This is a genomic window from Bifidobacterium sp. LH_512 (assembly GCF_056356435.1).
In genome coordinates this window covers 1,026,383-1,045,792 of record NZ_JBKEUE010000001.1, presented here as the reverse complement: position 1 = coordinate 1,045,792, position 19,410 = coordinate 1,026,383, and the positions used below count along the sequence as shown (strand labels likewise).

Below are 19,410 nucleotides of genomic sequence, written 5' to 3'. Positions count from 1 at the left end.
AAAGTTTTTTTCGAATATGCCGGCATAGTCGTCAATTGCCGATTGAAGCTGGCTATATCCGGTATAGCGGCCCGCGTATCCGAATATCAACACGATTGGAAACCGGTATGTTCAGTGTTCTTGCAATGTTCTCCATCGGAGTCGGACCCAGTTCCTCCCATACCGTCGGCCCGATGCGCGCCGCAAAGGAATTCGCCGACGCCTTGCGTGGCATCGGAAAACTGGACGAAACCGCACGCGTGCGTGTCATACTTTACGGATCATTGTCGCTTACCGGTCTCGGCCATGGCACCGACCGTGCCGTAATGGCGGGATTGGAAGGCAATCTGCCGAAAACCGTGGATACCAATCATTTTGCTCGGATATGCGAGGAGTGCGCGGCGAGCGGCGTATTGAATCTGGCGGGCTCCCATCCTGTCGCTTTCGACTATGGGCGCGATATCGTCATGGAACGTTGGCGGCGTCTCGCCGCCCATCCCAATGGCATGCGTTTCCAAGCGTTTGATGGGGACGGAAACGCGCTGCTGGAACAGGTCTGGTACTCCGTCGGAGGTGGTTTCATTCGTCAGGGTGGCATCGATGACTCGTTGATTGGCATTCATGACCGTGTCGCGTCCGATATTGACACCAATGCCGACGATATTGCGAGTAAGACGGCAGATAGTGAACAAACTGCTGCCATGCCTTACCCGTTTACATCCTGCGACGAACTGGTTGCGGTATGCGTGAAGAACAATCTGACCATCGCCCAAGTGGTGTGGGCCAACGAAATCGCACAACGTCCGGAATCCGATGTACGCCGCGCGCTTATCGAAGTATGGAACGCCATGCGTGAATGCGTTGATAATGGTTGTACAAGCAATCAGCGCATTCTTCCGGGCGGTCTTGACGTGCCGCGTCGCGCCCCGCATATGTATACGCGTCTTGCGGCGAACAGCGATGTACTGCATCGCGGCGAACGTCGTGTGGATGCCGTTCTGGAAGCTTCCGACGCGGCATGGGTCAATCTGTTCGCTTTGGCGGTTTCCGAAGAGAACGCCGCTGGTGGGCGCATCGTCACCGCGCCGACCAATGGTTCAGCCGGTATCATTCCTGCGGTATTGCATTATTATTGGCATTTCGTCGAAAGCGCCAATGAAGACGGCGTGATTGATTTTCTGCTGACCGCCGGCGCAATCGGATATCTGTTCAAACGCAACGCTTCGATTTCCGGAGCGGAAGTCGGATGCCAAGGTGAGGTCGGCACGGCCTGTTCGATGGCCGCGGCCGGACTGTGTGCGGTTATGGGCGGTACGGTGCAGCAGGTGGAGAACGCGGCGGAAATCGGCATCGAGCATAATCTTGGACTTACCTGCGACCCTGTCGGCGGTCTGGTGCAGATTCCGTGTATCGAACGCAACGCGATGGCGGCGAATACGGCCATCAACGCGGTGCGTATGGCGATGTTGGGGGATGGCACGCATATCGTTACGCTGGATCAGGCCATTAAAACGATGAAGGACACCGGCGAAGACATGATGGCCAAGTATAAGGAAACGTCCAAAGGCGGTCTTGCCGTGAATGTCGTGGAATGCTGAGTGCCCGGATGGTGCTATTGTATGTGGCATTGCGCTTATAAGGAGGTTATGCGACATGTCTAATCAGATGCCTGAGGTTAACGCCGAGTTCGGTGCTGCGCCGTCCATCGTCTTCCCGGCCCCGGAGGCTCCAGCCGGTCTGAAGGTCGTCGAACTGGTTGAAGGCGATGGTCCGATGGTTCGCCGTGGCGACACCGTGACCGTGAACTACCATGGCGTGGTCTGGGGCAAGGACTCCGCTTTTGATTCCAGCTTCGAACGCCACCAGCCGGCCAGCTTCGGCATTGGTGTCGGACAGGTCATCAAGGGCTGGGACCAGACCGTTCCGGGCCACAACGTCGGCTCTCGCCTGGTTGTTTCCATCCCGCCGGAATACGGCTATGGCACCCGTGGCGTTCCGCAGGCCGGCATCGGCGGCGGCGACACCCTCGTATTCGTCATCGACATCATTTCGACGCGTTGAACCGCATCCGCCGATTGACGGGATTCTTGAACGACCCATATGAAATCGGCGGAACGTTCGCTCAAGGAGGAAACATGACTGAGGAAAAGACCATCCTGCTTACGCAGGAAGCGTACGACAAGCTTAAGGAAGAGCTCGCATATCGCGAAGGTGAATATCGTGATGAAATCACCGAGCGCATCGCCGCGGCACGTGCCGAAGGTGATTTGTCGGAAAACGGCGGCTACCATGCCGCCCGCGAAGAGCAGAGCAAGAATGAAGGCCGTATCAACGAGCTGACCGTCAAGCTGCGTAATGCGAAGATTCTCGAAGCCCCGGAAGCCGGCGTGGTCGGCAATGGCTCCGTCGTCACGATTGATATGGCCGGACGCGAAATGACGTATGTGCTGGGTTCCCGCGATATTGCCGTGGCCACCGATTATGACGTCATCAGCCCGGAATCTCCGATCGGTGCCGCCATCATCGGCTCCCACGCGGGCGATACGGTGTCCTACAAGGCTCCGAACGGCCGTGAAATTTCGGTTACGATCAAGGAATCGAAGCCGCTGAACTAGTCGCGGTCATCATTGCGCCCATAACGTGCTGCGATGACATGGGCTTGAGGGCTCTGTGCTTCCCCGATGAATAAAGGGAACGCAGAGCCCTCAAACGGTATGCGGGCAGCATAGCAAGATACTGCGGTGCTTATTGCCACAGGCTGACTATGACCATGTAGATCGCCACCATATGGCATGCGTATCCGGCGACGGTGCCGATATGGAAGATTTCATGGAAGCCGAAGATGCGTGGCCATGGGTCGGGCCTGCGCAGCGCGTATACGATGGCTCCGGCAATATAGCAGGCGCCGCCCGAGGCCAGCAGCACGACGACGGCCGGGCCGGCGGCGGGGGAGATCCAGAACATGCCCATATAGGCCACGCCTGACACTCCGAAAACGATATAGACGATGACATATAGCCAGCGCGGCGCATTGATCCAAATGACATGGATGATCAATGCCACGGTTGTGCAGGTCCACATGCCGATGATGATGGCGTCACGCCAGAACGGCTCCAGCGCGAACGAAACCGGAGTGTAGGTACCGGCGATCAGCAGGAATATGTTCATATGGTCGATCCGGCGCAGCACGTTGGTCACTCTTGGCGACCAGTCTCCCAAATGATAGGCGGCGGAATTGCCGAACAACACCAGCGAGCAGACCATGAACACGGTGCATGCCCATTTCAAGGCGACTCCTTGGGCAAGGCAGATCAGCACAATGCCTGCGGCCAGTGCAAGTGGGGTTGCGGCGGCGTGAATCCATCCGCGCATCAGTGGTTTGGGACGGCCGTGCACGTCAAGACGAATCTTGCGCGCCGGCTTATTCGGAACAAGGCCCTGAACGCGGGTGGCTTTATATTCGCCTTTGGCGATGGTTTTCTGCGCACGTGCTTCCGCCCTGTGCCTGATATTGTCGGCTTTGTTGCGGGCCTTCGCCCTTATTGCCGCCACATCGGCGGCAATGGCCTGTGCTTTGAGATCGTCGAGCGTCGCCTGAACATCATGGCGCTCGTCGTGCTGTATTGCATTGTTCATCGTTTTCCCGATCCTGTACACGACTGGTTACGGAACCGTAGCTTACGATACCGTAAGTTAAGGATATTGCCATATGCGGCATCAGCATATGGGAGAACCGTCATCATCATGCGAAGTTCCGCTTTGCGACGGCGGCGATGCGAAATATGCGTATCATGGGACACATGGCTGATTTTTCACATATTTTGATGACGCGTCCTGATTTTGACGATGACGATCGCGAGTGGCTGCATCATCTTGTCGCCGACTGGCAGGTGATCGCAGATCTGAGCTTCGCCGATTTGTTGCTGATCCTGCAGTCGGGTGACGGAAAATACATTATCGCCGAACAGTGCCGCCCTTCAACGGTGATGAGTCTTCGCACGGAAGACGTCGTCGGCAATGAGGTGGATTCGGGCATATCGGCCGAACTGGATTCCGCGATGAAATCTGAAACGGTGTTCCGCTCAACGATTCTGCGCACTGTCGGCGGCTCCACGGTATGCAATGTTTATGCCCCCGTCCGGCACAATGGCAAGACCTTGGGTCTGGTCGTGCGAGAAACCAATATGGCCACGCGAGAATCGAACGGCCGTTACGAATCCGAAAGCATCAACGCCGGCAAGCAGTTGTACGAGATGATTCCACGTGGTCAATTCCCGTATCACAATCCGGTGATGAACCAGCGTCATAACGCCCGAGTCTCCGATGGCTTCATCGTGCTCACCGTCGATGGTGTGGTGCGGTACGCATCCCCGAATGCAATCAGCTGCTTCCGTCGCCTGGGCTGGGTGACCACAATGCAGGGGGAGTATCTAAGCGAAATCGGCACGAATCTGATTCGGGAAAAGGATCCGGTTCCCGAAACCCTGCCGCTGGTGTTGAGCGGCAAGGCCGCCGTGGATTCCGAACTTGACGCCAATAAGTCTGCCGTATCCATGCGGTCTCTGCCGCTGATGGACAACAACGGCCGCTCCGGTGGCATTGTGCTGTGCCGTGACGTCACCGAGTTGCGTCGTCGTGAGCGGGAGCTGCAGACCAAGGATGCGACGATTTCCGAAATCCATCATCGTGTGAAGAACAATCTTCAAGCCGTGTCCGCGCTGCTGCGTCTCCAAGCGCGTAAAACCAAATCCGAAGAGGTCAAAAAGGAGCTGGAGGAAGCTCAGCGTCGTGTGCAGACGATCGCAATGGTTCATGAAGGTTTGAGCCAGACCGCTGATGAAGTCGTCGATTTCGACAAAGTCATTTCGAATCTGCTGAAGATGAGCGTGGATTTGGCGACAATGCGCGACCAGCATATTTCCATCGATTTCGTCGGTAAATTCGGCATGATGCCCGCGCAGGATGCTACTCCGTTGTCGCTTGTACTGACCGAGTTGATCACCAATGCCGTTGAGCATGGTTTTGAGGGGCGTAAAGACGGCCATATCACGATTTCCGTCGGTCGTGGTGGCAATTCGTTGAACGTTGTGGTAGAAGACGACGGCATCGGTTTGTCGAACGAGGAACATGACGGCATGGCACGCTCTTCCGGTTCCGGTCTGGGAACGCAGATCATTAACACCTTCGTAACCAACGACTTCGGAGGCTCCGTACATTGGGAGCCGCGTCGAGGCGGCGGCACCCGCGTCGTCCTTGATATGACGCTGCGCGCTGCTCAAGCGGAGAACTGATACCTTTTCCGCCGGCGGTATGGCAATGACGATGTGCCTCCGATGCGATATACGCACTGGAGGCACATTCATATGATGTCATACAAGAAGAAAGCCGTCGGAATTCCGACGGCTTCAATGGTTTGTCAGACCTGCATCTGCATGGCCTGCGAACGACGGGCTCGCATGGCGCGACGCTTCAAAGCGCGACGTTCATCCTCGCTCAATCCGCCCCAGACACCATAATCCTGATTAGTGTCCAACGCGCACTTCAAGCATGCGTCAATCACCTTGCATGTACGGCATACAGCCTTCGCTTCTTCAATCTGCTGATATGCGGCACCGGTATTGCCAACCGGGAAGAAGAGCTCAGGGTCCTTATCCCGGCATGCGGCCTTGGCGCGCCAATCAAAAGCACTGCTCATAGTTTTCCTCATCGCCTATCGTCATATCCACATGGTTGTGGTTTATTAAACAGCAAACCACGAAATAGATGTTTTTTCAAGAGTTTTTTATGAAAAACTTCGTTCTGGGATGAATTGCCCGCGTGGAAGCATACATTGCACCGGCTGACATACCGCACCGTTTATCCATATGGCGCGTCCCGGCGTGGACATGTCATGCGTGTCAAAGACATTCAGCATCGAGGAAGGAACGCCGGTCATCAGATCCGTGGCCCTGTCGGCATATGGAAAAACGATTCTGGTCGGGCATTGCTCTGGAATCCTGATATGCCGTATACGTTCGGCGGCGAACACCACGGTTTGACGCGGATCGGCAAGCGCCCGCATAAACGCCTGCGCGTCGGCAAGCGTGCAGAAGGGCTCGAACAGGTCATCGGCATCATCCACGAACCATATGCGATGCCGGTCGGGTGGTGGAGGCGGCGAATCGTGCCGAATACGCACGGTTGCATAATCATGTGGTATACGGGTGGTATAGAATGCATCCCAATCGTCGATACGCATAGCCTGCTCGATGATGGCGTTCAACACGGTTGTCTTGCCGTGCCCGCGTGGGCCGAAAACGCCGATGTTATTCGATAGAAGCGTCATCGTAACCGTGTGCAGATGTGTACCGTCGTCCCCGAGAGCGAAAGGAATGGCGTCGGCCGATTTCGCTAGGGGAATCATTCCTGGCGACACGATATCGACAAGAGGAGCGGTGAACAATGAAGGCGGCGTCTGTCTGTCGATGAAAGCGTAGGCCGTGCGTATGGCATCAACGCAGCAATCGATATCGCGGACCGGAGTGCATTGTATGACAGCGACCTCGGCGCCATCATTGCAGTAGGCTATTCCAGGACGGTTGGGATTAATCGCCGCCGCACGGGCATCACCGATAAGTTCACGCGATTGTGCGCCATCCCTGACCCTAAGACAAATATTCAACGAAATATTTGCCTTCATATCCGCATTGACCTGTCCCGACGGATTCTGCGTGCAGGCGATCAAATGCATACCCAAGGACCTGCCTTGGGCTGCGATACGGTTCAGACGCCCCATATAGTCAGGTAGTAGGTCTTTTAATGCATGGAATTCGTCGATGATGATAATCAGACGAGGCTGCGCCGGATGAATGCCTTCAATGGAAGAAACCTGCGCGTCGGCAACCAACTTTTCCCGGCGGCGAAGCTCCCGTTCCAAAGCCTCAAGTGCCCGCATCGCATGCTTGAGATTAAGATCGCAGACATTGCCGATGGCATGGGGAAGCTTCGACAACTGATGAAAAGTGGAACCGCCTTTGAAATCCAAAAACACGAATTGCAATTCATTCGGCGGAATATTGGCGGCAAGAGCAAGACACCAGCTTTGCAGAAGCACCGACTTACCAGAACCCGTGGTCCCTGCAACCAACGCATGCGGCCCCTGCGCACGCAAATCAATGAGATACGGGCCAGCGGCGTTCCATCCGATGGCGACTGCATACGAATGGGGTGCAAGCCAGTTGAATACGATACGTCGCCACATCAGATGATCGGCATCAAGCGTCAACGTCGCTTCCAACTCACGTCGGGGGAGCGACGACAACACCGCCGCGTCATTGATATCGCCGGAAGCATTGCCGCGCTCGCACTCGGCGTCGTGCCGCACGTATGCGTTGTTGTCTTTTGAAAACGTCACTTTTTCGGATGAATTGCGCGGAGCGGACAGCAGCATGTTCGACAGGCTTGCAATCATACCGGGCACGATCATCACGCAGAACAGCCAATTGCCTTGAATCATCATGACGATAAGCATTATTGATTGCGCGCATGTCGGCGCCGCCCATGCGAATACGCGCAGGATACGGCGATTGCCTGTCCCGTTATTGTGGCGTCGCCGTCCACGCCGCTGTGCTTTCCTCATGCTGTCAGTGTGAGATGAAAGAAGAACGCATGTCAATGCAATTCGGGCAATGTGGACGAAGAGAAACGGTTATCCACAATTTTGGCGTGTCGCCGAGCATAAGCAGGAGGCACGCCAAAATCATAATCAGCACAATATATTCGTCGACAATCGTGACGAAGTCAGCCTTCCGTCAGCGTTCCTACGCTACCGGGAGCGTGGCTGCCGTCATTAAGCTCATCGAAAAGCTGTAGTGTGCGCTCGTTGTCCAGAAGCACGCTCGAACCAACGCCATCGACATAATATGCGGGATCCTGCCAGTAAATGGTGCCACTGATTCCCTGATCGCTTGAAGCGTTCTTGAATGCCAGCACCATCTGCACCAGTGTGTACGGATTCGTGTTCTCATCCACCGTCAGCGCGTCCAAACCTGTTCGTGCGACACTGCTGACCGTGCTGAAATTGGTCAGCACTTCTTTGGACATACCTTTCTTGACAATGGCGCCGATGACCTGGCGCTGACGCTCGGAACGCCCGAAATCGCTTTGTACATCGGAATATCGCATACGGGAGAACGCAAGCGCGGTATTGCCGTCCGCGACATGGCAGCCTGCAGTCCATTTGAGGCCGGAGAACGAATCGTCGACATCCTGGTCGTAGCATAACTCAATGCCGCCCAAAGCGTCGACCACATTGATCAGTCCGCCGAACTGCAGTTGTACGACATGATCGATTTTGTGGCCGGTGATCTGTTCGACCTGTTCGACCAACGTCTGCCTGTCATATAATTCCGCAACGGAATTGATTTTCATGTACTGATTGTCGATGACGACCAGAGAGTCACGGGGGATGGAAATCAGCGAACTCGGGCCATCCTTCGGTTTGGTCAGCACAAGAATCGTATCGGTACGGAAACCGGTGACGTCACCGGTTTCGCCGACTGTGCCGTCGCGTTCGTCGGAGCCCAGAATCAGCCACGACGTCGCTGAGGAGTCGCTCATGTCGGACAGCCACTGTGTTTTGTTCAGATGCCCGTCCACCCAATTCCAAGCACCAAACAAAGTAAGAGCCAGTGCGATAAGCAGAACAAGCACGGCCGCGATGAATGCATTCCATGCTTTTCGCGCTTTTGACGTAGTGCGATGCGTTAACGCCGTGGAAGACACCAAAGAACCTGGCGTCGGAGCCTGTTTAGGGAGCGCCGCGCTTGCCGGGCGGGACGCAGATGTGCTTGTCGAACCGCGGGAACGCCTTGCCGTGGTTGAACGCGTGCTGGGTGGCGGGAAACTGGCTGGCATTGTTCCACTCGGTGTGGTCGCAACCCGGCCGGATGCCTGATTGGCCGAATCGCTACGGGAACGAGAGCTTGCCCCCGAAGATCGTGACCTTGAAGAGGCCGGAATGAAACTTGGCGGAGTGACACCGGTATCAGCAAGCCTGCTGGAATGCATCTGCCCCGATCCGGCCTTGCGTCCAGTTGATGGGGCGAAGCTGGGCGGTGTATCCTGCGGCCGCTGGTTTCCGGTCTCTTCGCTCATGGTCTCCTTCTCACATGGACTTGTAATACGCTGTTCAACACACACTTTTTTACAGGTAAGGGGCCGAAGTCGACCCCTACACGCGATTTCCTACTCAGTAACGGCACATACTGTGGCATTCAGATAGCGATCCGCGATGCCGATGTATTCGCTGGTATTCGGGTCGGTGATGCTGCCGTCTTCGGGATTGACGATGCCGCCCGTATTCGGATCGATCAGCGTGCCGTCTTCCAAAGTGATCAAGCCGGTAACCGGGTCAGGGGTCGAGGCGCCTGTGGTGTCGGAAGCGGCTGAATCGTCGGTGGAAGAGCCGTCAGCGTCTGTGGCATCGTCGTTGGTGGGACCATCGCTTTGCTGATCCCCATTGGCGTCGGTGTCGCTTGTGGCGTCCTGCGTGGTTTCGGTCAATGGCTTACCTTCACGCATCTTGGCCCACAGCAGGTCCGCGTCGTCGGTCCAGACGCGGCGGTTGTAATCCGAAGGAGCCGGCATCACCGGAACCGTCTGCGCATACAGATTGTCCATGTTGAAGGAGGCCAAGCTCATCGCCAGAGAGACCAGTGTGGTCATATCGCCAAGGCCTGCGCTGAAGTTAAGCGAGCGTAATGCCGACTTTGCGAGCTGATACAGCTGTGAGGTGTCGGTGAGCAGGTTCTTGCTCAACGCGGTGCGTACAAGCTGCTTGATCAGATATTGCTGACGGGTGGTACGCATAGTGTCGGTACCATTGCCGACGCCGTGGCGAACACGTGCATACTGGGTGGCCTGAGTGCCGTCGAGATGCTGCAGACCCCTGGCAAGGTTCAGACCGGTATAGGGGTCGCTGATATCGACCGGAACGCAGATATCCACGCCTCCCAGAGCGTCGATCATATTGCGCAGGCCCTGAAAATCAACGACGATGAAATTATTGATATTGAGTCCGGTCAGCGAATTGACCGCATTCATCGTACAGCTGGCTGCGGAGGCGAGATCACCACCGAAGCTCCAGGCATTCGGGAAAATCGAATTGAACATTACGCCGTATTGTGCGGCCATCGTGCCATTGGCGGTTTCGCACTGCGGTACGTCGACGAGGGAATCCCTCGGAATGGACATCAGATTGATCCACGAACGGTCGGCTGAAATCTGCATGACCATCGTGGTGTCCGCATTGTGCAGACCTGCATCCTGGGTGCCGCCAAGGGAGGAATTGTCTCCGCCGTCACGCGTATCCTGTCCGAGGATCAGCAGCTCGATGCTTTTGCCTTCATTCGGATCGATGATTCCGGATTCTTCATCATCTTTGTTGTCACCTTGAGCGATGGTCTGCACCACGCCGCTGCGCACAGTGGAATCCAAATCGACCCACACTGCGGCGGCCGCCGAACCGGTGAACATGAAGCAGGCTATGATTACCATGACAATGATGCTACGCAGCCTATGCTCCACACGGTATCCGAGGCTGTGCTTCGGGCGCGCGTTGTGTAGGCCGTTGAGATTAGGGAGCTTCTCGTCGGTGGTATTAGAGTGCACAGTGACTGCCTTCCTCGATCGGACGGATGCGTGTCGCATCGTGTGTGCGCGATGTGCATACCGGTGCTCGGATGAAAACGAACCCGATAAATTGTACGGCATGGATACGCCTACCCTACTCCGCCCCTTGTAATGAGGATGAGGAATGTATGTGATTACGTCCATATGTGGATCGTTTTATATGCGCTAGCACGGTTTATTTCGAACAATGGTATTACCGTCAAAAAATAATTTGACATTTTTGGTTCGTATGTGTTGAATCATAAGCAATAAGCATCTGATTGCTGAAGGAAAGGACAAGGAGGGCGCATGCAAGGTATGGCCAGCGATTCCTCCGACAATCCGCTGATAGAGCTTTGGGGTCTATTCACGCAGGATGACGGTTTGTCTTGGCAGCACAAGGCATTGTGTTCTCAGACCGATCCCGAGGCGTTTTTCCCTGAAAAAGGCGGGTCGACACGAGACGCGAAGCGCGTATGCGCGCAATGTGAGGTCCGTGAGCAATGTTTGCAGTGGGCTATCGATCACGATGAGCGTTTCGGCATATGGGGCGGTATGAGTGAACGTGAACGTCGCAAGTACAAGAAGGAACTTAAAGAACGAGCGTAGCGGGGGGTCGCGTACACTTGAGCTTATGACTTCCACAGGAACAAGCGAAACGCAGCGGATGGTGGCCGAAATATTGGCTAAGGGAACGGCGCGTCATCCTCGCGGTATAGCGGCTGATGTCGCTGCTGTTATTACGGTTGAGGATGATTGGCGGTTCTTTCCCGATACGCTGACCGCAGTGTTGTCGCAGCGCGTCATGCCTGCCATGATTATCATCGTCGATTGCATGGGCGGGCAAAAGGAACCTGTAGAGCTTGAGCTTGATATCACGCCGGTCACGGCGTCGGGAGATGTCGTCGACACGGCGTTGCATACAGTGCGTGTACAAGTCGTGGGCGTTGATGATGCGGTTTCGTTTGCGGATGCTGTGAACAAGGGCATTAGGCAGACGAATGTGGGAAGTTTCGTGCAGGCGTTGTGGTTGCTGCATGATGACTCACGTCCTGCCGATGATCGCTGTCTGGAGGCGTTGACCGATACATGGCGCAATACGTCCACGGCGTCGTTGTTGGGTGCCAAGCAACTGGATTGGCAAGGTGAGAGCCTGCACGACGTCGGCATGTATGCTTCGAAGCGTCGTGTGGTCTCCTTGGTTGTGGACGGCGAACCCGATCAGGAACAGTATGACGGACGTCAGGATGTGTTTGCGGTCTCTTTGGCGGGTGCTCTTGTACCGTTGAAGACGTTGACGGCTTTGGGCGGCGTGAACTCGTGGTTCACGACGATGGGGGAGTCGATTGATTTCTCCCGCCGCGTGGTCGTCAGCGGTGGTCGTGTGGTTGTGGTGCCCCGTGCCCGTATCGCACACCGCCGTGCGCGTTACGAAGGCATACGTTCCCGAGCCGGACACGCCTTGGATGAGTACGAGCCGAACAACCCCGCTTTGGGTGTGATGCGCGTCAGCCAGCGCTACCGCTATTCCGAAACGCACCGTGTGCTGTGGCCGTTGATGTGGCTGTGGTCGCTGCTGCGCGCATTGGGCCTGTTCGTATCGCAACTGGTGCACAAGCGCCCATATGAGGCACTGTGCGAACTCATGCTGCCGTGGCTGGCTGTATTCGATCTTTCCGGTGCCCTCCATGCCCGTGCCACGCTTGTTGAGCAGAGCACGGTTCCCATGTCGCAGTTGTCCGCATTGGTGGCCACGGGAAAACAGATCAGGCAATGGCATAATCGTCGCGATGCGTTTGAATCGCAGAAGAATCATGCAGTACTGAGCCCCTTGGCCAAGGAGCATCTGCATCGTCGTCTGATTTGCCGATGGACGATTGCCGTAATCATGGCACTTGTCGCTCTGGTCGCTGTTATCGTGATGCAATGGGACGTTTTCCGCGTCGCCCTGGCTCCCGGCTCATTGTATTCGGATACGCTTTTACCGACGGGCGCAAGCTTCAAGCAGCTGGTCCAGTCTGCCACGACTTCATGGGTGTTCGGCTATAGCACTGGCATTCCTGCCCCTGCCACGCCATGGCTGCTGGTATTGATGTGCGCCAGCGTGATTACGCTTGGCAATGTTCCAGCAGCTCTTACGCTGATGTTCTTCGCTTCGGCGCCACTAAGCGCTTTGTCGTTTTGGGCTCTTGCAGGTGTGTTCACCCGTTCCGACGCGGTGCGTGCCATCACATCGCTGCTGTGGGTTTCCTTCTCTTTTGCTTTGGGATTCTACGCGCAAGCGGATTTGGCGATGCTCACGGTGATGACGTTCCTTCCTGCGGCTTTCGCGTTCACTTTCCGCGCGGTCGGCATGTACCGTACGGAAGACCCGGTCCGTTCCCGTGCGTCGGTGCAGTCCGCCGCCTTAAGCGCGTTGTGCTTCGTGCCGGTCATCGCTGCCGAGCCTCAGCTGCTGTTCCCCTTGGTGGTGACTTTCATCGCCTTTGTGTTGTGCGTTCGCGAGCATCGAATGATGCTGTGGCTAATTCCATTGCCGTCCGCGATTGTTTGCGCGCCGAGCTTGATGAATGCCGTGCGATATGCGCCTCAGGGCCTGTGGCGTGCACTGTTCGGCGATATCACGATTCCTTCGACCGGTTTGGACGGGGCGCCGCAGGCATTAAGTCTGGTTGGTATCGTCAGCCGCGCCTTCGGCGTCGATATTGCGTCCCTGCAGTCCGGATTGGCCAGTACTGACGCGATACTTGCACTTATCGTGGTGTCGGTGCTTGTTCTGTTGGCGTTGGCGTCGTTGATCACGCTGGTGCTGCCTTTCGGCATCCGCGCGTCTCGTATGATGTGGGTCGTTGTGCTGGCAGGTGTGCTGCTTTCATGTGTTTCCGGGCGTGTCACGGTTGGTGTCGATACCGGTGGTTTGGTCGCAGGTTCGACGCAACCGGGCGTTGTATTCGCATTGGTGGGCATGATGAGCTGTCTGTGCTTGGTTTCCGGCGCATCTGTGCAGCGCTTTATGATGCTTCGTCCGGGAGCCCTGTCGCGTGTGGCCCGTTCGTCGTCTCATTCCGCTTCCGTTGCGGTGGCCGCGCGTGCCGTGCTGGTTATGATTCTGGCCGCAGCCAGCATTGCTGGTGTGTCGACGCAGATGATGCGCTCGAAGAGCGGTACCGTCGGATTCAGCAATGGCGGCTTGCCGATGGTCGCCGTTGATTATCTGCAGCAGGATGATAGCCATCGTGTTCTGGCATTACGCGCTGAATCCACCAATCAGGTGAGCTTTACCGTGATGCGTACGCAGCATGGTGATTTAATTGACAGTTCTCCGGCTCAGCGCGCGCAATACGTCACCGGTCAAGACAATGCCGATATCAAGACCATTGCCACGGCGGTCGCCCGTTTGCTGGCAAACCCCGATGCCGATGCGATCGCACAGCTCAGCGATTTGGGATTTGGCGGCATTTACGTGTCTTTCACGTCGAATGCCGATGACGTGGACGCCACAACGCAGTTGACTTCCAACATCACTGCCTCCAACGGCACGCAAAGTGTGGTGAGCAGTGATGAGGGTACGTATTATCGTTTGACGGTTTCCGCCGTGAACAAGCAGGGCATCGATACCTCTTGGCAGCGGCAGACGCAGTCGAGCCGTTGGCGTTACGCATGGTTGTGGTGTACGGGAATCGTGATGTGCATGTATTGTCTGGTGGCTTTGCCCCGGCTGCATGGTGGAATCGAGGAGAGCGTATGAGTCAGGGAATGCATTCAAGGCCTTCTGCCGCCAATAGGGCGTTGCGTATTACGTGCGCGATCACGTCATCAGTGATGATCGCCGCCGCAGCGGGTTTCACCGCCGTCGCGATGCCGTACACGGAGTTCATCGATGACGGTGTGCAGACGGAATCCGCAACCTCTCAGCAAGTCAGTCCCAAGCAATTGATGATGTATTGCCCGGCTCAGATGCAGCTTGCCGATACCGGGAGCTACGGAGACAGCCAGTTCCAAGCGACATCCGGAGATATGCAGTCTTCCGCAAGATATGCAGCGTTCGGTTCCGTATACAGTTCGCAGGCCGCTCCTCTTAGCGAGGATGGAACGGATCTTGTTTCGCTTTCCACAAGTGGCGATGGCGTCGAGGCGATGCCGTTCGTCGGTTCCTCGACCGCATCCTCTTCCATCGTGCAGAGCACGCGGCTTCTGGAATCGAATGATGGCACAGGATCGGCGTCGTCGATGATGTCGTGGGCCACGACCGGTGACCTTCGCGGCGTATCTGCGGCTTCCTGCATTACGCCTTCGTTGGATCAGTCGTTTGTTCTGGGCAATACGCAGACGGGAACGACACAGCAGTTGATTGTCGCCAATCTTTCCTCCAAAGCGACTTCGATCATCATACGTGCGTGGGGAACGAATGAATCGGGCGAATTGAATCTCAGCACGAATGCTACGATCAGTGTGCCGGCATACGCCGAATCCATATTTGACCTGTCTGCGGCGGCAAGCAAGCAGGATGGCCTGTATGTTACGGTTTCGAGTGCGCAGACACCGATTGCCTCCTACGTGAGAACCGTGTCCACGGACGGTTTGACGCCGAAAGGAAGCGAGTACGCGGTTCCGGTGAACGAGACCAAAGGTGTGTCATATATTCCATCGGTTCGCGAGGGTGATGAGACCGAACTTGCCGTATACAGCAAGAACGAGCAGGACATCACTTTGGCATGGGTCGGCAAGAACGGCACGAGCGGCGCCGAGACGCATCACGTGAACGCCGATCGCGTATCCGTAATCGATATGGGCAATGCTCCCAAGAATGCATTGGCCATACAGATTGAAACGGACCTGGAAGTGGCCGCTTCCGCGACGTTGACACGCTCAGACGGAGACGAAGGTCAGGCGGATTTTGCGCTGGCCTCGGTTCCGGTAATGGCGAAATCCTCGGCTGTGGCCATTCCGGACCAATCCGACGCCGAGCTGACTTTTGTTTCGGCCAATGATTGCGATGTTACGGTGACGGCGTATGACGAGACCGGCGGAATCATTGATTCGCGCGATATCGCTGTGGAATCCGAGCGGGCAACATCGTATGCGGTATCTGAATTCGGCGATGGCGTGGCCGCCGTATCCGTTGATGACGAAGACGGAAATATGACGTGGGGTGTGCGCGTGGGACAGCAATCCGTAACGGATGCGGGACTTGCCGGATTGTCCGCGATCATGCCGGAAGCGCTGGCCATGACCACGGAACTGATTTGGGCGAACGGCGACCCCACCATCGTTCGATAAGCGGTGCGGCCTACATGCCCCAATCCGGGTCGATCTCTTCGGGGCGCCTGCCATACAGGTCAGCCAGGCGAGACACCATTTCGTCCCTTATCATGAACTGCAAATCCATACGGCTGGTGGCATGCGATTGCATCGGCATACGATATAGGACGATACGGGCGGGAATGCCGTGCTGCGCTGGGAATGATTGTGACATTGTCACCGCGCGACGTTCCCAAGGCGCCGGATCCGAAGGCGGTACGTCTTCTACTGCGAACTGCACGGGTTTGATCAGTTGGGGCCATGCGGAGCTCAACCGGCGTAGCTGTGCGGCTACCATGTCGTCGAACATGCCGCTGCGTGTACGGTAACGGGGAAGTCTGGTGCCGAACATGGGCGTTCTGACGCCTCGTCCATGGCGGTTGCGGTACACTAAAGATTCCCAAGGTGGTCGTTGCATGTTACCCACCTTATGTCAAGGGGCGACATTGAATGATTGACATCGATCGAAAGGAGAGACCGGGGATGTCCGTGGTTCATGTTCCGTCATGGAACGAAGTGGACATTTGCGCAATGGCGGCTCGGGCGCGCGCGATCGCATTCGATCTTGACAATACGCTTGCCTGCAGCAGGAAACCGATGAAAGCGCCGCTGGCCGAACGCGTCGCATTGTTGACTCAGCTGATGCCTGTTGCGATAATTTCCGGAGGCAAATTCCAATTGGTCACCGGTCAGGTGACGGAAGTGCTGCCGCCGGACGCGGACCTTTCCAACATGCATTTGATGCCCACCAGCGGAACACTGTATTACCGCTGGAACGGCCATGGATGGACTCAAGTGCACGCCTATAATCTGAGTGCCGAAGATTGCCGTCTGGCCGTTGACGCGTTGGAACGTAACGCTCGCGCGCAAGGCTTGTGGGCGGAACGGGTGTGGGGGGACCGTATTGAAAACCGTGGTAGCCAGATCACGTTTTCCGCTTTGGGGCAGCAGGCGCCCGGCGAGCTGAAGGCGGCGTGGGATCCGGATAATGAGAAGAAGAATCGTCTCGCCCGTGCTGTGGCTGCCGAGCTGCCACATTTGGGAGTGCGCCCGGGTGGCATGACAAGCGTCGACGTGTATATGCGTGGGCGTGATAAATCCCATGCGATATGTGATTTGGCCCAATCGCTCGGCATCGAACCAGGTGACATCATATTCGTCGGCGACCGCATGACGCCCGACGGGAATGATTATCCGGCGGCGTTGGCCGGTACGATGGCCGTGCAGGTCACTGGGCCTGACGATACCCTGCGTTTTTGCAATCAGCTGATTGGCTGTTTGCGATGATCTGGCGCGGCGCGTTAACGCGAGGACATGCACTCATTCGCGCTGCCGGTCGCAGCGCGCTTGATATGATGCTGCCTCGTGGATGCGCCGGATGCGATTGCCCAGACGCTGTGCTGTGCGAGCGATGCGGCGATCTTTTCCGCAGATATCAACGATTTCCCTGTGAAGAAAGCGCCGCAGGCTTCTGGTATGCTTGCGGACGATATGAAGGATGCGTACGGCAAGCGATTCTCTCATGGAAGGATCATGGGGACGAACAGTGCGATGCGCCGTTCGCGGATGCGATAACGCGGATGATTGCACGATTCGATCTTTTACAAGGGAGGAATGGCGTTGCGATTGTACCGGCGCCGTCGTCGAACCATTCTTTGCATGAACGCGGACGTGCGCATATGGAGGCGTTGTCCCGTCAGGTGGCGGTTCGTATACGAAGCAACGGGGGAAACGCGTACGCGAGCAATGCGCTGCAGGTTCGTGATACGCGCATCAAATCCGTACAGACGGCTAATGCGCGTCAGCGTGCCAGTCGCGTCGCCGGCCGCATAGCGGTTCGTGACGGCGTGGATTTGAGCGGCGTCCCAGTATTGCTGATTGACGATATCGTGACGACGGGCGCGACCATGCGTCAATGTCTTGCGGCGCTGCGTCATGCAGGAGCCGAGGTGCTTTCCGTATGCGCGCTGTCGTATACGCCGTCGAATACGTCGATAACAACACCCCAAACATGAATGCCTGAAGCCTTGCAATCTTCGACATAGTCATGATCAATTCGTCCGATGGCGCGAGCGTGCTCCGCTCCGGGACCCGGCTGGTGTCCGTTAAAGCCCGTATACCATGCGATAGCCAGTTCCCCCGCGCATTGGAGTATGACGATATCTCCGGGCATGGCGATATCGCATCGTCGTACGAGCACCACCAATCTGCATGGCCGCTCCTTGTGATGGCTCAAAGGGGCGTCTTTCCGCGTTGCGTTAACGGCAACGGTCAGGATGAAGCAATCCCTATGCTTTGCCGATTTTTCGGTGACCAACGTGCCTCCCAGCACCCCTCACAGCCATTATCGAACATTTGTTCTAACTAGTATGGGGTGTGGTAAAGACGAATCACCGCACGGGCGCATGATGGTGTTTCGGCAACAGTATTTCGAAGTTGGCTCCTCGAACATCGTCGACGACTCGCACGGTGCCGCCATGCAGCTGAGCGGCCCAGCGGGCGATGGACAATCCCAGCCCAGTGCCTCCGGATTCGGTTCCCGGACCGGTTTTGCCTTTGACGAAGCGGCGGAAAATATCCGAACGGGATTCTTTGGGTATCTGCGAACCGAAATTGATTACATTGGTGACCACGGAGTCATGTGCCTGATCCTCATGCGCTTCGATCAGCACTGTCGTACCGTTGGGGGAGTGCTTCAGCGCGTTGGAAATGATATTCGTGAACAACTGGCGCAAGCGGTCTTGATCGCCTTCCATAACGATATCCGAAGCGATGTTCACCTCGATGTTATGCGCATGGCCGGCATCCGCGATTTCAAGCGGCTCGATCGTCTCATCCAGAAATTCGGAGAAACGGAATTTCTCAATCTGCAGGCTGGCCGCACCGGCCTCCATGCGTGAAGAATCAAGAAGGAACGTAATCAGATCGGTTAAGCGATGCGTCTGATTAAGGATGCTTTCCAAATTGGCTGGAGTCGGATCGGATACGCCGTCCGCCATATTCTCGACCATGGCCTGTAATGCGGATACCGGCGTCCGCAGTTCATGGCTGACATTGGCCACCATATCGCGGCGCAGCTGATCGGCATGCTGCAGTTCTTCTGCCATTTCGTTGAAAGAACGGGCCAAACGCCCGACCTCGTCTCGTCGCGATTCGTCAACGTACACACGCACGGTGTAATCGCCTTCCGACATCGCCTGTGCCGCATCCCTCATCTGGCGCAGCGGCGCAGTCAGTCCACGGGAGAAGAAATAGGTGATGCCAAGCGCCACGGCCAAAGTCAACGGCATGGCGATCCACCCGCTGAAATTGATTTTCAGCAGGAACCATGCCATGGCGAATGCAATGGACGTGGCGATAACAATAAGCGCGCTCAATTCAACTTTGAGCGAAGTGAACAGACCGAGGGGACGTTCGGCCAGAGGTGTAGCGGAACGTCCCCGATGCGATGGCTTTGCCATATCCGAGTTACCCCGTCAG

The 19,410-nt window shown here is 56.3% G+C and carries 18 protein-coding genes; 11 read left to right on the top strand and 7 right to left on the bottom strand.

All coding sequences use genetic code 11. The features are described 5' to 3' along the window. The first annotated feature begins 107 nt into the window (after window positions 1–107). From AC1AWD_RS04535 to AC1AWD_RS04525, 3 genes are all read left to right on the top strand, one after another. Entirely contained in the window at window positions 108–1,577 is a 1,470-nt protein-coding gene (locus tag AC1AWD_RS04535; RefSeq protein ID WP_476564064.1) for an L-serine ammonia-lyase, read from the top strand. Window positions 1,578–1,632: 55 nt separating this feature from the next. Beyond that, the gene (locus AC1AWD_RS04530; protein ID WP_476564062.1) at window positions 1,633–2,040 is read left to right on the top strand and encodes an FKBP-type peptidyl-prolyl cis-trans isomerase; all 408 of its coding nucleotides are present in this window, start codon (window positions 1,633–1,635) and stop codon (window positions 2,038–2,040) included. A gap of 74 nt (window positions 2,041–2,114) precedes the next feature. Continuing rightward, complete coding sequence (locus AC1AWD_RS04525) at window positions 2,115–2,594, top strand: GreA/GreB family elongation factor (RefSeq protein ID WP_476564060.1); 480 nt, start codon at window positions 2,115–2,117, stop codon at window positions 2,592–2,594. A 130-nt stretch (window positions 2,595–2,724) separates the two neighbouring features. Here the strand turns inward: AC1AWD_RS04525 and trhA are convergent, their stop codons facing one another. After that, window positions 2,725–3,615 carry a PAQR family membrane homeostasis protein TrhA gene (gene trhA / locus AC1AWD_RS04520; RefSeq protein ID WP_476564059.1) on the bottom strand — a complete coding sequence of 297 codons (891 nt, stop codon included), beginning with the start codon at window positions 3,613–3,615 and terminating at the stop codon, window positions 2,725–2,727. Between the two features lie 164 nt (window positions 3,616–3,779). On the opposite strand from trhA, the gene AC1AWD_RS04515 reads away from it, so the two are divergent. Beyond that, window positions 3,780–5,270 (top strand): sensor histidine kinase, encoded by a 1,491-nt coding sequence (locus tag AC1AWD_RS04515; protein WP_476564057.1) that lies wholly within the window; start codon window positions 3,780–3,782, stop codon window positions 5,268–5,270. A 125-nt stretch (window positions 5,271–5,395) separates the two neighbouring features. Here AC1AWD_RS04515 and AC1AWD_RS04510 read toward each other — a convergent pair whose 3' ends face one another. The 3 genes from AC1AWD_RS04510 to AC1AWD_RS04500 form a co-directional block, all read right to left on the bottom strand. Continuing rightward, the gene (locus AC1AWD_RS04510) at window positions 5,396–5,674 is read right to left on the bottom strand and encodes a WhiB family transcriptional regulator (RefSeq protein ID WP_003809589.1); all 279 of its coding nucleotides are present in this window, start codon (window positions 5,672–5,674) and stop codon (window positions 5,396–5,398) included. A gap of 87 nt (window positions 5,675–5,761) precedes the next feature. Further along, window positions 5,762–7,597, bottom strand: coding sequence for an FtsK/SpoIIIE domain-containing protein (locus AC1AWD_RS04505; protein WP_476564053.1), 1,836 nt, complete (start codon window positions 7,595–7,597; stop codon window positions 5,762–5,764). Between the two features lie 161 nt (window positions 7,598–7,758). Further along, complete coding sequence (locus tag AC1AWD_RS04500; protein ID WP_476564051.1) at window positions 7,759–8,670, bottom strand: LCP family protein; 912 nt, start codon at window positions 8,668–8,670, stop codon at window positions 7,759–7,761. Window positions 8,671–8,731: 61 nt separating this feature from the next. Between AC1AWD_RS04500 and AC1AWD_RS04495 the strand changes: the two genes are divergently transcribed. After that, on the top strand, window positions 8,732–8,914 hold the full coding sequence (locus tag AC1AWD_RS04495; RefSeq protein WP_476564049.1) for a hypothetical protein: 183 nt from the start codon (window positions 8,732–8,734) through the stop codon (window positions 8,912–8,914). 290 nt (window positions 8,915–9,204) lie between these two features. Here the strand turns inward: AC1AWD_RS04495 and AC1AWD_RS04490 are convergent, their stop codons facing one another. Continuing rightward, window positions 9,205–10,629, bottom strand: a complete 1,425-nt coding sequence (locus tag AC1AWD_RS04490; protein WP_476564047.1) for an LCP family protein — start codon at window positions 10,627–10,629, stop codon at window positions 9,205–9,207. Between the two features lie 309 nt (window positions 10,630–10,938). On the opposite strand from AC1AWD_RS04490, the gene AC1AWD_RS04485 reads away from it, so the two are divergent. From AC1AWD_RS04485 to AC1AWD_RS04475, 3 genes are read left to right on the top strand one after another with little or no spacing between them, the layout of a single operon-like run. Continuing rightward, on the top strand, window positions 10,939–11,238 hold the full coding sequence (locus AC1AWD_RS04485) for a WhiB family transcriptional regulator (RefSeq protein WP_476564045.1): 300 nt from the start codon (window positions 10,939–10,941) through the stop codon (window positions 11,236–11,238). A 25-nt stretch (window positions 11,239–11,263) separates the two neighbouring features. After that, the gene (locus AC1AWD_RS04480; protein WP_476564043.1) at window positions 11,264–14,377 is read left to right on the top strand and encodes a glycosyltransferase family 2 protein; all 3,114 of its coding nucleotides are present in this window, start codon (window positions 11,264–11,266) and stop codon (window positions 14,375–14,377) included. Further along, window positions 14,374–15,909, top strand: coding sequence for a DUF5719 family protein (locus AC1AWD_RS04475; protein ID WP_476564041.1), 1,536 nt, complete (start codon window positions 14,374–14,376; stop codon window positions 15,907–15,909). The genes AC1AWD_RS04480 and AC1AWD_RS04475 overlap by 4 nt, the downstream gene beginning before the upstream one ends. 10 nt (window positions 15,910–15,919) lie before the next feature. On the opposite strand, the gene AC1AWD_RS04470 is transcribed toward AC1AWD_RS04475, so the two are convergent. Continuing rightward, complete coding sequence (locus AC1AWD_RS04470) at window positions 15,920–16,348, bottom strand: metallopeptidase family protein (protein ID WP_476564039.1); 429 nt, start codon at window positions 16,346–16,348, stop codon at window positions 15,920–15,922. A gap of 65 nt (window positions 16,349–16,413) precedes the next feature. Between AC1AWD_RS04470 and AC1AWD_RS04465 the strand changes: the two genes are divergently transcribed. The 3 genes from AC1AWD_RS04465 to AC1AWD_RS04455 all read left to right on the top strand — a co-directional run bounded on the left by AC1AWD_RS04465 (window position 16,414) and on the right by AC1AWD_RS04455 (window position 17,945). Continuing rightward, entirely contained in the window at window positions 16,414–17,217 is an 804-nt protein-coding gene (locus tag AC1AWD_RS04465) for an HAD-IIB family hydrolase (protein WP_476564038.1), read from the top strand. A gap of 78 nt (window positions 17,218–17,295) precedes the next feature. Then, complete coding sequence (locus tag AC1AWD_RS04460; protein WP_476564036.1) at window positions 17,296–17,505, top strand: hypothetical protein; 210 nt, start codon at window positions 17,296–17,298, stop codon at window positions 17,503–17,505. Between the two features lie 80 nt (window positions 17,506–17,585). Further along, window positions 17,586–17,945, top strand: coding sequence for a ComF family protein (locus tag AC1AWD_RS04455; RefSeq protein ID WP_476564034.1), 360 nt, complete (start codon window positions 17,586–17,588; stop codon window positions 17,943–17,945). A gap of 375 nt (window positions 17,946–18,320) precedes the next feature. On the opposite strand, the gene AC1AWD_RS04450 is transcribed toward AC1AWD_RS04455, so the two are convergent. After that, the gene (locus AC1AWD_RS04450) at window positions 18,321–19,391 is read right to left on the bottom strand and encodes a sensor histidine kinase (protein ID WP_476564032.1); all 1,071 of its coding nucleotides are present in this window, start codon (window positions 19,389–19,391) and stop codon (window positions 18,321–18,323) included. Between the last annotated feature and the right edge of the window lie 19 nt (window positions 19,392–19,410).